A 13,918-nucleotide genomic window follows, 5' to 3' on the forward strand; every position below is an offset into this window, starting at 1 on the left:
TCGCGTATGTCAGACGCAGCGTCGGTCGCGGTCGGGCCCGACGAACTCGCGGTGTTGAAGCTGCTCGCCCTCGACGGCGGACTGGGCGGTGAGTTCAAAACGTCCTGCGGGGCCGTCGCGAACCGGCTGGACGCCTCGGACCAGACGGCCTCCCGCCGCCTCCAGCGGCTGGAGGACGCCGGCTACGTCGAACGCGACACCGTCTCGGACGGCCAGTGGGTCGCGGTCACCGACGCCGGCGAGCGCGCGCTCCGCAGGGAGTACGAGGACTACCGTCGCGTGTTCGAGGCCGACGCCGGCGTCGAACTCGCCGGCACCGTCACCGGGGGAATGGGCGAGGGCCGCCACTACATCTCGCTGCCCGGCTACATGGAGCAGTTCGTCGACCGCCTCGGCTACGAGCCGTTCGCCGGCACGCTGAACGTCGACCTGACCGACGAGAGCGTCCGGCGGCGCTCGGCCATGGCGTCGCTCGACCCGGTCCACATCGACGGCTGGGAGGACGAGGAGCGGACGTACGGCCCGGCGGTCTGTTACCCCGCGACGGTCGAGACGGCGGCGGGCGAGCGGTTCGAGGACTGCCACGTCATCGCGCCCGAGCGCACCCACCACGACGAGGACCAGCTGGAGGTGATCGCGCCGGTCAAACTGCGCGACGAACTCGGGATCGACGACGAGGACCGCCTGACGGTCCGGGTGTCGGAGCGATGAAACAGCAGCAGAGCACAGTCGAGCGCGCGGTCGAGGCGTTCCGCGCCGGCGAGCCCGTCCTGATCCACGACGCGGCCGACCGGGAGGGCGAGACGGACCTGGTCTACCCGGCGGCCGTCGTGACCGCTGCAGACGTGGCGCGCATGCGAAACGACGCCGGCGGGCTGGTGTGTACGGCGCTCGCCGACGAGGTGGCCGACGCCTTCGACCTCCCCTTCCTTGCGTCGGCGGTCGACCACCCCGTCACCGGCGACCACGACCTGGGGTACGACGACCGGTCGTCGTTCTCGCTGACGGTGAACCACCGCGACACGTACACCGGGATCACGGACAACGACCGCGCGCTGACGATCAGCGAACTCGGGAAGGCGGCCGCCGATCCCGAAGGGACCGACTTCGCCGACGTGTTCCGGTCGCCCGGCCACGTCCACCTGCTGCGGGCCGCGCCCGGCCTCGTCGCGGACCGCGGCGGCCACACGGAGTACGCCGTCGCGCTGGCGCTGGCGGCCGACCGCGAACCCGCCGCGGTCGTCTGTGAGATGCTGGACGACGAGACCGGCGAGGCGCTCGCTCCCGAGGCCGCCCGCCGGTACGGCGAGCGGACGGGGACGCCGTTCGTCGAGGGCGAGCGGCTCGCCGACGAACTGTAACGCGGTCGGCTCGACGAGCGCCTCGCCGACCGGCCCTCACTCGCGGATGGTGATGCCGGTCCGGTTGAGGTAGGCCCGGAACGTCTCCGTGTCGCCCGTGATGATGCGGCCGATGTTGGCCTCGTACTGCGAGATGGTGTACTGTCCCCCCTGAGCCTGGGGCGGGGTCGGCTCGGGGACGAACGCACGCCCGTCGTCGACGCTGACGACGACGTGGTACTCGACGGGGGAGTCCCCGTAGTAGACGTAGTAGCCAAAGCGGGCGTTCGACCCCTGGATCTGGGCGGTCCAGTGGGCGTCGTAGCGCTTGTCGAGCTGGTCCTCCCGGCTCAGCCGGAGCGCCACGTCCGGCTTGTACGTCCAGGTGCCCCGGTTCGCGAACTGGATCCAGTCGTTGAACTCCGAGGCGTCGATCATCTCCCGAACCTCCTCGTACGTCGTCATATCCCACGTTTCCGAACCGGATTACATAAACCTAATTACAACTGTCGCCGCCCGGGTGCACGGTCCGACGTCGGTATACGATGAAACGACCCTGATCGAAAACCGTGAACACTCATTAGGGTGGGTGACAACTCCCCGAACATGAGCTTCGAGGACATGGACGTGGACACGATCTGGATGGACGGGGAGTTCGTCGACTGGGAGGACGCCCAGATCCACGTGCTGACCCACGGCCTGCACTACGGGAGCGGTATCTTCGAAGGCGTTCGCTGTTACGACACCGAGGAGGGGCCCGCGATCTTCCGGTGGGAGGAACACCTGGACCGGTTCTACGAGTCGGCCAAGCCCTACGACATGGAGATCGACTACTCCCGCGAGGAGCTGACCGAGGCGACCGAGACGCTGATCCGCGAGCAGGACCTGGAGTCCTGCTACATCCGCCCCATCGCCTTCTACGGCTACGACAGCCTCGGCGTCAGCCCGGGCGACTGCCCGACCCGGGTCGCCATCGCCTGCTGGCCGTGGGGGACGTACCTCGGCGAGGACGCCCTCGAAAACGGCGTCGAGGTCATGGTCTCCTCGTGGCGCAAGCACGCCTCAAGTCAGATCCCGACCAACGCCAAGACGACCGGGCTGTACGTCAACAGTATGCTCGCCGGCGAGGAAGCCCGCCGCAACGGCTTCACCGAGGCCATCGTGCTGAACAAGGAGGGCCAGGTCGCCGAGGGACCGGGTGAGAACCTGTTTCTCGTCCGCGACGGCGAACTGTACACGCCCGGCCTCGCCGAGAGCATCCTCGACGGGATCACCCGCCGGAGCGTGATCGAGGTCGCCCGCGATCTCGGCTACACCGTCCACGACGACGCCACCATCTCCCGGGGCGAACTCAACACCGCCGACGAACTGTTCTTCACCGGCACCGCCGCGGAGGTCACGCCGATCCGGCAGGTCGACAACGTCGAGATCGGCTCCGGGACCCGTGGCCCCGTTACCGAGGAGATCCAGTCGGCGTTCTTCGACGTCGTCGAACGCCGCACCGACGAGTACGAGGACTGGTTCAGCTACGTGTAGGCGGTCTCGCCCGCGTTAGCGTTTGCTTTCGCTACTTCCCGGTAAGCGTCCGCGCCGCTAGGCGATTACCGGTACCGGCGAGCAGCGCTATCAGTCGTCGTCCGGTGTGCCATCGTTCGCGTCGCCGTCGCGGGCGTTCTCGATGACGTCGATCGGGATCCCGTTCTCGCCGCGGTCGGAGTCGCCGAAGCCGGCGCTGAGGATGCGCGTGAGGGCGTCTTCGACGCGCTCGTCGGTTTCGTTGATATCTTCGGGGGCGACCTCGATCACGAACCCGCTCGTGATGTTCGGCGCGGTCGGGAGGAAGATGATCTCGCGGCCGTCGTCGGTCGTGCGTCCGGTTTTGAACGCCGTCATTCGCATCCCGGGCACCGGTTCGAGCTTCACGGGCGTCTGGAGCTGTTCGGTGCCGCCGAGCGCCGTCTCGGCGGCCATCTTCGACGCGTTGTACACCACGCGAAGCCCCGGGACCCGGTTTGCCACGTCGTCGACCGCCGCCTCGAAGAACCCGCCGATCGCCGTCCGCATGAGGTAGCCGACGGCGAACACGAGGATGATGAAGACGGTGAGCGTCACCAGCACGCGGAGGGGGTCGAGGTAGTCCGTGCTGATACCGTACGCCCGGAGCAGGTCCGCGCTGACGATCATCTCGGGGGTGACGGAGGCGATCAGCCCGTACACCCACGCGATGACGTACGCCGAGATGATCACGGGGACGAGAACGATGAGTCCGCTCGCGAAGTCCCGCTTCCAGGAGGCCATGTACGTCCCCCTTCAGAACCGGGGCTAATCAGCGCTTCCCATTCACCCGGTCAGAACCGCCCGGGCGGCGAACAGCAGGTTCTCCTTGCGTTCGGCGACCCGCCGGTAGAAGTAGGAGAGCCACTTGTCGCCGTAGGGGACGTACTGCCACACTTCGTACTCCTCCGCGAGGTCGAACTGCGCGTCCTCGCGGACGCCCATCAGCATCTGGATCTCGAAGTCGGTGCCGTACTCGTCGTGGAGGTCGGTCGCGTACTCGATCATCTCGGGGTCGTGGCTCCCGACGGCGACGCCGCGGTCGTACTCCCGGAACGCGAGTTCGAGCAGGTCGCGGTACGCCTCGTTGACCCGCGCCTTGTCGGTGTAGGCCACGTCGCCCGGTTCGTCGTACGCGCCCTTGACCAGTCGGACCTTCCCGGGCACGTCGGCGAGCCGTTTCACGTCCTCGGTGGTCCGCTTCAGGTTCGCCTGGAGGCAGACGCCGACGCCGCCGCCGTGTTCCCGCGCCAGGTCCTCGTAGGCGTCGAGCGTCGCGTCGGTCGTCGTGTGGTCCTCCATGTCGACCCAGACGAACACGTCGCGCTCGGCGGCGTGGTCGACGACCGCCCGGAGGTTCTCTCGGAACGTCTCCTCGCCCACGTCGAGGCCGACCTGCGAGGGCTTGACCGAGATGCAGACGTCGCCGGCGGTTGCCGCGATGTCCTCGACGAGGTCGCGGTACGCGTCGCGGTCGTCGGCAGCGGGGGCGGGGTTGTCGTAGTGCTCCCCGAGCAGGTTCAGGATGGCCCCCACGTCCCGGTCGTTGAGCCGTCGCGCGTGGTCCAGCGCCGCCGCGGGCGTCTCGCCCGCGACGAAGTTGCTCGCGATGGGCGGTATCATAGTCGACGCTTGGCGGCCGTTCCTTTTAGTTGATTACAAATCGGTCGCGGGCGGGTGCCCCCCGCCAAGAGACCGCTGCCGACCCGTGCCGCGGCGTTCGCCGAAACCACGCCCGATTAAGGGCCGGGGGTGTCTGTCGCCCCACATGAACATCGTCGACGCCATCGTCCTCGCGTTCTGGGTGATGTTGCCCGCCTACGTGCCGAACAACGCCGCGGTGCTCGCTGGCGGCGGCCGCCCCATCGACGGCGGCCGAACCTGGGGCGGCCGCCGCGTGCTGGGCGACGGCAAAACGTGGCGCGGCACGCTGGTCGGCACGCTCGCCGGCGCGGCGCTGGCGCTGGCCCTCTCGGCGGTCGCCGGGGATGTGGGGGACGTGCTCGGCGTCGCCCTCCCGACGTTCCCCGCGCCCGTCGTCGTCGCGCTTCCGTTCGGCGCGATGCTCGGCGACATCGCCGCCTCCTTCCTCAAGCGCCGCACCGGGCGCGAGCGCGGCGCGGCGTTCCCCGGCGTCGACCAGCTCGACTTCGCGGTGGCGGCCCTCGCGCTCGCGTTCCTCGCGGCCCCCGGGTGGGCGACCGAGACGTTCACGCTCCCGGTGCTTGCGGTGATCTTCGTACTCACCCCCCTGTTGCACGTGACGACGAACATCGGCGCGTACTGGCTCGGGCTGAAAAACGAGCCGTGGTGAGACGACCTTTTTCCCGGTCGGGTGTCCTCGCTTGCCTCCGGCGCGCTGCGGGCACCCTCCCGGCAAAAAGCTCGGCCAAAAAACCCGGACGCGGCCGACGGCCGCGTCCGGCGAAACGGCGGCGAAGCCGCCGTATGATCGACCACAGACGGCCAGCCCTCCCCCGTCCTCGCGCGGTGCTCGCCGGCGCGGCTCGCACCCGCTCGCGGCCCTGATAACGGTTCGAGGGAGTCCACACGATCGCATTCCACGGCGCTTAAGCCCCGGCGTCGCGCGGGAACGCCTATGGCAAACGCCGACCTCATCGAGGCGCTCCGGGACGCCGACGCGGTGAAGTTCGGGGAGTTCGAGCTGTCCCACGGCGGGACGAGCGACTACTACGTCGACAAGTACCTCTTCGAGACGGACCCGCGCTGTCTCGAACTCATCGCCGAGGCCTTCGCCGAGCGCGTCGGCGACGCGAAGCTCGGCGGCGTGGCGCTCGGCGGGGTCCCGCTCGTCGCCGTGACCGCGGTGAAGGCGGGCAACCCCTACGTCATCGCCCGGAAGCAGCAGAAGGAGTACGGCACGGCGAACCTGATCGAGGGACGGCTCGACGAGGGTGAGGAGGTCGTCGTCATCGAGGACATCGCCACGACGGGCCAGAGCGCGGTCGATGCCGTCGAGGCGCTCCGGGACGCCGGCGCGACGGTCGAGCGGGCGCTCGTCGTCGTCGACCGCGAGGAGGGCGGCCGGGAGAACCTCGCGGACCACGGCGTCGAACTGGAAGCGCTGGTCACCGCCGAGGAACTGCTCGCCGCGCGCGACTAGGCCAACCGACTGTACAGCGTCCACGCGACTGCGAGCGCGGCGAAGCCGACGCCCAGCGCCGTCGCGGTCGGGGGACTGTCGCTAAAGCTCCAGCCGTACGCGAGGGAGCCGACGATGGCGACGACGAACGCGACCGCACCGAGTATCTTGAGGACCGGCTGGTTGGATGCTCGTCCGGGCATACGCCGGACTTCGCCGGCGACCTTCATAAAGCGGTCGTCCGGTTTCAGCGCGAGAAACCGGTCCGTGGCGGCGGATCTCGCTGTCGTCCCATCCGTGTGCTCCCCCGGCGGCAGCATCGCAACGCTTTTTCGCTCCCCTTGCAAAGTGAGGACCACGATGGCAGGTGTCCACTTTACAGGTCGGGCCTTCGCCCGCAACTAACAACCACCGACACCTGTCCGTTCTCTCGCTGGCGCTCGTCGACCAGCCAGGGGTGTAACCATGTCACAGGAACCAGATTCACAGGGAGACCGGATCGCAGTCGTACTGCCGGATGGCTCGGAACTCGAAGTCGACCGGGGCGCGACCGTCGAGGACGTCGCCTTCGAGATCGGCCCGGGGCTGGGCCGGGACACTGTCGGCGGCCGGATCGACGGCGAACTCGTCGGCAAGGAGGTGCCGATCCACGAGGACGGTGCCGAGATCGAGATCGTCACCGCCGACAGCGACGAGTACGTGCGCGTCCTGCGCCACACCGCCTCGCACTGCCTCGCGCAGGCCGTCCAGCGCCTGTACGACGACGTCGACCTCGCGATCGGCCCGCCGACCGACGACGGCTTCTACTACGACTTCGACGACCTCGACGTCGACGAGGACGACCTGGACGACATCCTCGCGGAGATGGAGGAGATAATCGACGCCGACTACGACGTTGTGTACGAGGAGGTGTCGGTCGAGGACGCCCGCGAGCGCCTGGCCGACCAGCCGTACAAGCTCGAACTGCTGGAGGAACTCGCCGACGAGGGCGAGACGGTCTCGTTCTACAGTCAGGGCGAATGGGAAGACCTCTGCAAGGGCCCCCACGTCGACTCGACCGGCGAGATCGGCGCGGTCGAACTGCTGGAGATCGCTGCCGCGTACTGGCGGGGCGACGAGGACAACCCGATGCAGACCCGCATCTACGGCACCGCCTTCGAGTCCGAAGACGATCTGGAGGCGTTCAAGGAGCGCCGCCGCGAGGCCGAGCGACGGGACCACCGGAAGATCGGCCGCGAGATGGACCTGTTCTCGATCCAGGACGTGACCGGGCCGGGGCTGCCGCTGTACCACCCACCGGGCAAGACCATCCTCCGCGAACTGGAGTCGTTCGTCGAGGACCTCAACCTCGACGCGGGCTACGAGTACGTCGAGACGCCCCACGTGTTCAAGACCGACCTCTGGAAGGAGAGCGGGCACTACGAGAACTACCGGGACGACATGTTCGTCTTCGACGTCGACGACGACGAGTACGGACTCAAGCCGATGAACTGCCCGGGCCACGCGACGATCTTCGACGACAGCTCCTGGTCCTACCGCGACCTGCCGATGCGGTACGCCGAGAACGGGAAGGTGTACCGCAAGGAGCAGCGCGGCGAACTCTCCGGGCTCTCGCGGGTCTGGGCGTTCACCATCGACGACGGCCACCTGTTCGTCCGCCCCGACCAGATCGAGCGCGAGGTCGAGCAGACGATGGACATGATAGACGAGGTGCTCTCGACGTTCGACCTCGACTACGAGGTCGCGCTCGCCACCCGCCCCGAGAAGAGCGTCGGCTCCGACGAGATCTGGGAGCGCGCCGAGTCCCAGCTGGAGTCCGTCCTCGAATCCCGGAACTTCGACTACGAGGTCGAGGAGGGTGACGGCGCGTTCTACGGCCCGAAGATCGACTTCGCGTTCGAGGACGCCATCGGCCGCCGGTGGGACGGGCCCACGGTCCAGCTCGACTTCAACATGCCCGAGCGCCTCGACCTGAGCTACGCCGGCGAGGACAACGAGGACCACCGTCCGGTGATGATCCACCGCGCGCTGTACGGCAGCTACGAGCGATTCTTCATGGTGCTCATCGAGCACTTCGCCGGCAACTTCCCGCTGTGGCTCGCGCCCGAGCAGGTCCGCGTCCTGCCGATCAGCGACGACAACCTCGGCTACGCCCACCGCGTGAAAAACGAGTTCGACGGGTTCCGCGTCGAGGTCGACGACCGCGACGGCACCATCGAGCGCAAGATCCGCGCGGCCCACGACGACCGCGTCCCCTACATGATCATCGTCGGCGACGACGAGGAAGAAGACGGGAACATCTCCGTGCGCGACCGCGAGGAGCGCCAGGAGTACGACGTCGAGATCGACGCGTTCCGCGACCACCTGCGCGCGGAACGCGACGAGAAGCGCACCGACGCCGACTTCCTGGCGTAGACCCGTCTGCCCCTTACAGTTCGGCTGGACTGCCGGATCAGCCGATCCTCACAGCCTGCGACCGAAACGGGTGCCGTCGATGGGAAATAGTATTTATATCTTGAATTGAATCTCGGAATTATGGGTGTGCTTCGACGACTTCCCGTTCACGTACTGCTGTTTGCCGCCATCGTCGTAACTGGGTTTTCCGTGTTTTTGCTGTTCGAAACCGGTTCGGCGGAGTCTCTCCTCGTGGTACTATCGCTGTACGGCGGTCTCTCGATCATCCTTGCAGTGAGGTTACTCCGGGTCTCGAAGGATCATGCGTAGTTCAACCCCTCACGGTGTGCGAGAGTGCCGGAGGTCGTCCGCTGTCGTTTCGGCGTTTGTGCAGGTGCTGCCGTGTTTTGCGCTCGGCTGACACCGATGTATTCATATTTGTGCAACTGTGACTATCGTCATGAACCGCGCAGAGAAAGCCGGCCTCCAGTTGCAGGCCGTCTCGGTGTTGCGGATGCTGAAGGAGTCGCGGACGTACGACGAACTCGCCGACCTGACGGACCTCCCGGCGGGCGACCTCAACCGGTACGTGAACGGGCACGTGCTGCCGAGCGCCGAGCGCGCCCGCGAGGTGGTCGACGGCGTGGGCCGCGAGGCGCTGTCCCGCGAACTGGAGGAGCGCGTCCGCGTCGACGAGGAGGGGTACGTCGACAACTCCGGCGTCGTGTTCGACCAGTCGTTTCTCGACCTCATCGCGCCCGTCGCGGCCGGCGCGTTCGACTTCGAGCGCCCGGACGTGGTGTTGACCGCGGCGACCGACGGCATCACGCTCGCCGCGGCGATGGCGAGCTACTTCGGCGCGCGCTCGGCGTACGCCAAGAAGTCCAAGGAGACGGCCGTCGAGGAGTTCATCGAGTCGCGCCAGCGCCTCCAGTCCGGCATCGAACTCACCTACTACCTCCCGGCGTCGGCCATCGAACCCGGCGAGACGGTGCTGGTCGTCGACGACCTCATCCGCTCCGGCGAGACCCAGGAGCTGCTGCTCGACATCGCCACCAGCGCCGACGCCGATGTCTGTGGCGTCTTCGCGCTCATCGCCGTCGGCGACGAAGGCGTCGCCCGCGCCCGCGACCGAACCGACGCGCCGGTCGGCGCGCTAACGCAGTATTAGGGCTGTCTGCTGCCTAACTTCGCCCGCGTCGCCCGGATCCGTTCTGTCACCGCACCGTCCTCGTCGACGCGCTCGGCCAGCGACGCCGTCGCGTTGAGCAGCCACTCGGCCCGCTCGGCGGTGCGGCGAACGTCGCCCGGGCCGACGCCGTAGCGCTCGGCGAGGTCGGCGGCGTCCGTTCCCCGGACCCAGTCGTCGAGCATCCGGGCGGTTTTCAGCGACGCGAGCCACGTCTGGAAGTCGCCGTCGAACTCCCGGACGGGCTTTGCGAGTTCGTCGGCGTGGTCCATCGCGAACTTCGTGAGGCGACCGGCCTCGCTGTTGCGGACGTAGGAGCCGCGCATGTCCGGCGTGTCACAGACGAGTTCGAGGACCGTCAGCGACGTGACCCGGTCCATGGTCGTCGCCCGCTCGATGGCCGCGAGCACGTCCGCACCGGTCAGCGGGTCGACGTACACCCGCGAGACGAGTTCGCCCAGATCCGTCGCCGCAAGCGACGCGCCGTCGTCGACCATCCCGTTGTCGTCGAGGTACGCGAGCGCGTCGTCGACGGCGTCCGACAGGTCCGCGTCCGGCCCCTGGTGGGCGTAGAACGTCGAGTCGAGCACGTCCAGCAGGTCCTCGCGCGACCGGGCGAACCCGCTGGCGACGGTCGCCAGAACGTGCGTCCGGAGCGCCTCCTCGCGGGCCAGTTTCGACGTGACCGCCTCTGGGTCCGCGCCGACGTAGCGCTCCCGGAGGTCGGCGGCGGCGTCCTCGTCGCCCACCAGCACCGCCTCGCCGTAGGGGTCGAGTCCGGGCCGCCCGGCCCGGCCGAACATCTGGTGGACCTCAAGCACCGGGAGCGGCTGGACGCCGTCGTCCGTATAGCGGACGGTGTCCCGCACCACGACGCGCCGCGCGGGCACGTTCACGCCCGCCGCGAGCGTCGGCGTCGCGACGATCACCGACAGCGCGCGGTCCCGGAAGGCGGCCTCGACGGCCGTGCGGTGGTCCGAGCGCAGGCCGGCGTGGTGGAAGGCGACGCCGTCCTCGGCGCGGTCCGCCAGGTCCGTCCCGGTGCCGGTGGTCGCCGTCTCGCGGAGGTCGGCGGCGGCGTCCCCGCCCGGCGGCTCCGGGACGACCCCCGCGTCGGTCAGGTCGCGGGCGAGTTCCTGCGTCCCCTGCCGGGAGTTGACGAACACGAGACACTGGCCGCCCTCGGCGATTGCGTCCCGGACGAGCGCGACCGTCGGCGCGTCGCCCTCGGTCGGCAAGGGCCGGTCGTCGCCGTCCTCGAACGCGATCGCGCCGTCGGCGTACACGCCCGCCCGGAGGTCGACGGGCCGCCACGTCGAAGTGACGAGTTCGGCGTCCAGCCAGTCGGCGACGGCGTCCGCGTTGGCGACGGTCGCGGAGAGGCCGACCACCTGCAGGCCGGCGGTGAGCCGCTGGAGCTTCGCGATCGTCACCTCCAGCGTCGGGCCGCGGTCGACCGAGTCGAGCAGGTGGATCTCGTCTATCACCGCACAGCCGACGTTCTCGACCCACGAGGCCCCGTTGCGGATCGCCGAGTCGACCTTCTCGCTCGTGGCGACGACCACGTCGTGTTCCCCGAGCTCCTCGTCCGGGGTGTCGAAGTCGCCGGTGGCGATGCCGACGCTCACGCCGGGCAGGTCCGCGAACGTCTCGTACTTCTCGGTCGCCAGCGCCCGGAGCGGGACGATGAAGAGGGCGGTCCCCTCGGCCGTGAGCATCGCCAGCTGCGCGACGAACGTCTTCCCGCTGGCGGTCGGCACCGCGGCGACGACGGACTCGCCGTCGGCGACCCCCGCCTCGACCGCGGCGGCCTGGGGCGGGTACAGCTCCTCGATGCCCTGCTCGCGGTAGTGCTCGACGAACTCGGGGTCGAGCGGGAGGTCGCCAACCTGCATTCGTCCACCGTTCGGGCGGCTCGACATATAAACCTGCGCGCCGGCCCGACGGCACGGACCGAGGACTGTTATATCCACGTTTGTGATTACTCTCCTGTGAATGCACACAGAAATACTTAAGAGAAATCCGTAACGTCGCACAGACGTGCATGGATCTGTCTAAGACGCTGTCGGCGTACTTCGACCTCGACGAGCACGGCACGGACGTGGCCACGGAGGTCGTCGCCGGGGTCACGACGTTCCTGACGATGTCCTACATCATCGTGGTCAACCCCGCGGTGATGGCACAGTCGACCAACGACGCGGGCGAGGTCACGTCGCCCGGTGTCGCCATCGACGGCTACACGGAGGCCGAGGTGGTCCAGATGCTCGCCGTCGTCACGATACTGGCCTCGGCGGCGGCCATCTTCGTGATGGCGTTCTACGCCAACCGGCCGTTCGGGCAGGCTCCGGGCCTCGGCCTGAACGCCTTCTTCGCCTTCACCGTCGTCGGCGCGATGGGGATCCCCTGGCAGACGGCGCTGGCCGCCGTCGTGACCGAGGGCGTCCTGTTCATCCTGCTGACTGCGGTCGGCGCGCGGGAGTACGTCATCCGCCTGTTCCCCGAACCCGTGAAGTTCGCAGTCGGGACCGGGATCGGCCTGTTCCTCGCGCTGATCGGGCTGGAGGCGATGCACGTCGTCGTCGGCGCGGACCAGGCCGGCACGATCCTCGCGCTCGGCGACCTCGCCGCGGACCCGGTCGCCGTGCTGTCGGTCGTCGGCCTCTTTGCGACGCTCGCGCTGTACGCCGCCGGGGTGCGGGGCGCGATCATCCTCGGCATCCTCGCCACGACGGTCGCGGGATGGGGGCTGACGATGGGCGGCGTGACCGCCGAGGGCGTCCTCGCCCCGGCGTCGCTGCCCGCGGCGCAGTACGACATCACGCCGCTCGCGGGCGCGTTCGTCGAAGGCTTCCGGAACGTCGAGGCGTTCACGTTCGCGCTGGTCGTGTTCACCTTCTTCTTCGTCGACTTCTTCGACACCGCCGGCACGCTCGTCGGCGTCGGGCAGGCCGGGGACTTCCTCGACGAGGACGGCAACCTGCCCGACATCGACAGGCCCCTGATGGCCGACGCGGTCGGCACCACGGTCGGCGGCATCCTCGGCACGTCGACGGTGACGACGTACATCGAGTCCGCGACGGGCGTCGAGGAGGGCGGCCGCACCGGGCTGACCGCGCTGGTGATCGGCGTCCTCTTCCTGCTGTCGCTGGCCGTCGTCCCGCTGGCGGCCGCCATCCCGCAGTACGCCTCCCACATCGCGCTGGTCGTCGTCGCCATCATCATGCTCGGCAACGTCACCGAGGTCCAGTGGGACGACGTGACCCACTCGGTCCCCGCGGGGATGACGATCATCGTGATGCCGCTGACGTTCTCCATCGCCTACGGCATCGCCGCCGGGATCATCAGCTACCCCGTGATCAAGGCGGCGACGGGCGAGGCCCGCGACGTGTCGCCCGGCCAGTGGGCGCTCGCGCTCGCCTTCGTCGGCTACTTCTTCGTCCGGACGAGCGGGGTCCTCACCGGCCAGCTGTAGCCGGCCGGGTGTCCTCCGCCGGGCGTGCGCTCCCGGCACACACGGTCCGGCCGCTTTTTTGTCCGGGTCACCTACGTCGGCGTGATGCCGAACCTCGAACTGTACGAACTGGCGGGCTGCCCGTACTGCGCGAAAGTCAAGGACAAGCTCGACGAACTCGGGCTGGACTACGAGTCCCACATGGTGCCCAGCTCCCACAGCGAGCGCACCGAAGTCGAGCAGGTGAGCGGTCAGACCGGCGTCCCGGTGCTGGTCGACTCCGACCACGGCGTCGAGGGGATGCCCGAGAGCGACGACATCGTGGAGTACCTCGAAGAGACGTACGGCGACGGCGCGGCGTAGACGGACGAACGCGGTTTCGCCGACTCGTTCGCCGTTTCGTCCCGGCCGGTCGTAGCCGCTGGACCGGCCCGGTTCGGAGAGGAAACGTTTCCGGGCTGGCGGACGACGACCGCACGAATGTCGCTCGACAGGCCCCTCCCGCTCGCCGTCGCGTTCGGACTGCTCGTCGGCGCGTTCGTCAACTGGTTCCTCCTCACGCACTGGTTCCCGGCGCTCGGCGTCGCGGCCATCTACGCCGGCGCGGCGTACTTCTACCTCGCGTTCGATCTCTCCCTGCTCGGGACGCAGGTCGAGTTCGCCGAGCGCCGGGACAGGGTCGGCTACGCTGTCGGGCTGTTCGGGCTGAGCGTGAGTCCGCTGGCCATCGGCGAGTACGCCGGCCTGGGGGAGTCGACGGTGTACGGGCTGGTCGTCTGGGTCATGGGCGTGATCGCCTTCCTCCTCTTGTCGACAGCGGCGGCACACGGGGAGTAGCGAGGGGATCCGCGGACGCCGGGTCGTCGATCCGTCACGAACTCTTCGAA

General features: G+C 68.6%; 16 protein-coding genes. 11 read left to right on the forward strand and 5 right to left on the reverse strand.

Going from position 1 to position 13,918, the window contains the following annotated elements; all coding sequences use genetic code 11:
- Positions 1-6: 6 nt before the first annotated feature.
- Positions 7-711 (forward strand): DUF120 domain-containing protein, encoded by a 705-nt coding sequence (locus D8896_RS01555; RefSeq protein WP_121820311.1) that lies wholly within the window; start codon positions 7-9, stop codon positions 709-711.
- Positions 708-1,361 (forward strand): 3,4-dihydroxy-2-butanone-4-phosphate synthase, encoded by a 654-nt coding sequence (gene ribB / locus D8896_RS01560; protein WP_121820312.1) that lies wholly within the window; start codon positions 708-710, stop codon positions 1,359-1,361. The genes D8896_RS01555 and ribB overlap by 4 nt, the downstream gene beginning before the upstream one ends.
- Before the next feature lie 36 nt (positions 1,362-1,397).
- Here ribB and D8896_RS01565 read toward each other — a convergent pair whose 3' ends face one another.
- Positions 1,398-1,805: a hypothetical protein gene (locus D8896_RS01565; RefSeq protein ID WP_121820313.1), complete on the reverse strand. Its 408-nt coding sequence runs from the start codon at positions 1,803-1,805 to the stop codon at positions 1,398-1,400.
- A gap of 141 nt (positions 1,806-1,946) precedes the next feature.
- Here D8896_RS01565 and D8896_RS01570 point away from each other — a divergent pair, with 141 nt between their 5' ends.
- A complete protein-coding gene (locus tag D8896_RS01570; RefSeq protein WP_121820314.1) occupies positions 1,947-2,876 on the forward strand; it encodes a branched-chain amino acid transaminase in 930 nt (309 codons plus the stop codon).
- 90 nt (positions 2,877-2,966) lie between these two features.
- Here the strand turns inward: D8896_RS01570 and D8896_RS01575 are convergent, their stop codons facing one another.
- Together D8896_RS01575 and D8896_RS01580 are read right to left on the reverse strand one after the other, a co-directional pair.
- Positions 2,967-3,638: a DUF502 domain-containing protein gene (locus D8896_RS01575; RefSeq protein ID WP_121820315.1), complete on the reverse strand. Its 672-nt coding sequence runs from the start codon at positions 3,636-3,638 to the stop codon at positions 2,967-2,969.
- A 42-nt stretch (positions 3,639-3,680) separates the two neighbouring features.
- Positions 3,681-4,517: a proline dehydrogenase family protein gene (locus D8896_RS01580; RefSeq protein ID WP_121820316.1), complete on the reverse strand. Its 837-nt coding sequence runs from the start codon at positions 4,515-4,517 to the stop codon at positions 3,681-3,683.
- 145 nt (positions 4,518-4,662) lie between these two features.
- On the opposite strand from D8896_RS01580, the gene D8896_RS01585 reads away from it, so the two are divergent.
- Positions 4,663-5,208 (forward strand): CDP-2,3-bis-(O-geranylgeranyl)-sn-glycerol synthase, encoded by a 546-nt coding sequence (locus D8896_RS01585; protein ID WP_121820317.1) that lies wholly within the window; start codon positions 4,663-4,665, stop codon positions 5,206-5,208.
- A 285-nt stretch (positions 5,209-5,493) separates the two neighbouring features.
- Complete coding sequence (gene pyrE / locus D8896_RS01590) at positions 5,494-6,018, forward strand: orotate phosphoribosyltransferase (RefSeq protein WP_121820318.1); 525 nt, start codon at positions 5,494-5,496, stop codon at positions 6,016-6,018.
- On the opposite strand, the gene D8896_RS19085 is transcribed toward pyrE, so the two are convergent.
- The gene (locus D8896_RS19085; protein WP_162991388.1) at positions 6,015-6,200 is read right to left on the reverse strand and encodes a hypothetical protein; all 186 of its coding nucleotides are present in this window, start codon (positions 6,198-6,200) and stop codon (positions 6,015-6,017) included. The two genes, pyrE and D8896_RS19085, sit on opposite strands and share 4 nt — an antisense overlap.
- Positions 6,201-6,462: 262 nt before the next feature.
- Here D8896_RS19085 and thrS point away from each other — a divergent pair, with 262 nt between their 5' ends.
- The 3 genes from thrS (at position 6,463) to D8896_RS01610 (ending at position 9,562) form a co-directional block, all read left to right on the forward strand.
- Positions 6,463-8,412 carry a threonine--tRNA ligase gene (gene thrS / locus D8896_RS01600; protein WP_121820320.1) on the forward strand — a complete coding sequence of 650 codons (1,950 nt, stop codon included), beginning with the start codon at positions 6,463-6,465 and terminating at the stop codon, positions 8,410-8,412.
- Positions 8,413-8,538: 126 nt separating this feature from the next.
- The gene (locus D8896_RS01605; RefSeq protein ID WP_162991389.1) at positions 8,539-8,721 is read left to right on the forward strand and encodes a hypothetical protein; all 183 of its coding nucleotides are present in this window, start codon (positions 8,539-8,541) and stop codon (positions 8,719-8,721) included.
- A 130-nt stretch (positions 8,722-8,851) separates the two neighbouring features.
- Positions 8,852-9,562 (forward strand): phosphoribosyltransferase family protein, encoded by a 711-nt coding sequence (locus tag D8896_RS01610; protein ID WP_121820322.1) that lies wholly within the window; start codon positions 8,852-8,854, stop codon positions 9,560-9,562.
- On the opposite strand, the gene D8896_RS01615 is transcribed toward D8896_RS01610, so the two are convergent.
- Positions 9,559-11,475, reverse strand: coding sequence for a DEAD/DEAH box helicase (locus tag D8896_RS01615; RefSeq protein ID WP_121820323.1), 1,917 nt, complete (start codon positions 11,473-11,475; stop codon positions 9,559-9,561). The genes D8896_RS01610 and D8896_RS01615 overlap by 4 nt on opposite strands.
- A 149-nt stretch (positions 11,476-11,624) precedes the next feature.
- On the opposite strand from D8896_RS01615, the gene D8896_RS01620 reads away from it, so the two are divergent.
- The 3 genes from D8896_RS01620 (at position 11,625) to D8896_RS01630 (ending at position 13,868) form a co-directional block, all read left to right on the forward strand.
- Positions 11,625-13,052 carry an NCS2 family permease gene (locus D8896_RS01620; protein ID WP_121820324.1) on the forward strand — a complete coding sequence of 476 codons (1,428 nt, stop codon included), beginning with the start codon at positions 11,625-11,627 and terminating at the stop codon, positions 13,050-13,052.
- A gap of 84 nt (positions 13,053-13,136) precedes the next feature.
- Positions 13,137-13,394 (forward strand): glutathione S-transferase N-terminal domain-containing protein, encoded by a 258-nt coding sequence (locus D8896_RS01625; protein WP_121820325.1) that lies wholly within the window; start codon positions 13,137-13,139, stop codon positions 13,392-13,394.
- Positions 13,395-13,511: 117 nt separating this feature from the next.
- Positions 13,512-13,868 (forward strand): hypothetical protein, encoded by a 357-nt coding sequence (locus tag D8896_RS01630; RefSeq protein ID WP_121820326.1) that lies wholly within the window; start codon positions 13,512-13,514, stop codon positions 13,866-13,868.
- Positions 13,869-13,918 lie beyond the last annotated feature (50 nt).

The organism is Halostella salina, assembly GCF_003675855.1.
GTDB classification, from domain to species: Archaea; Halobacteriota; Halobacteria; order Halobacteriales; family Natronoarchaeaceae; genus Halostella; species Halostella salina.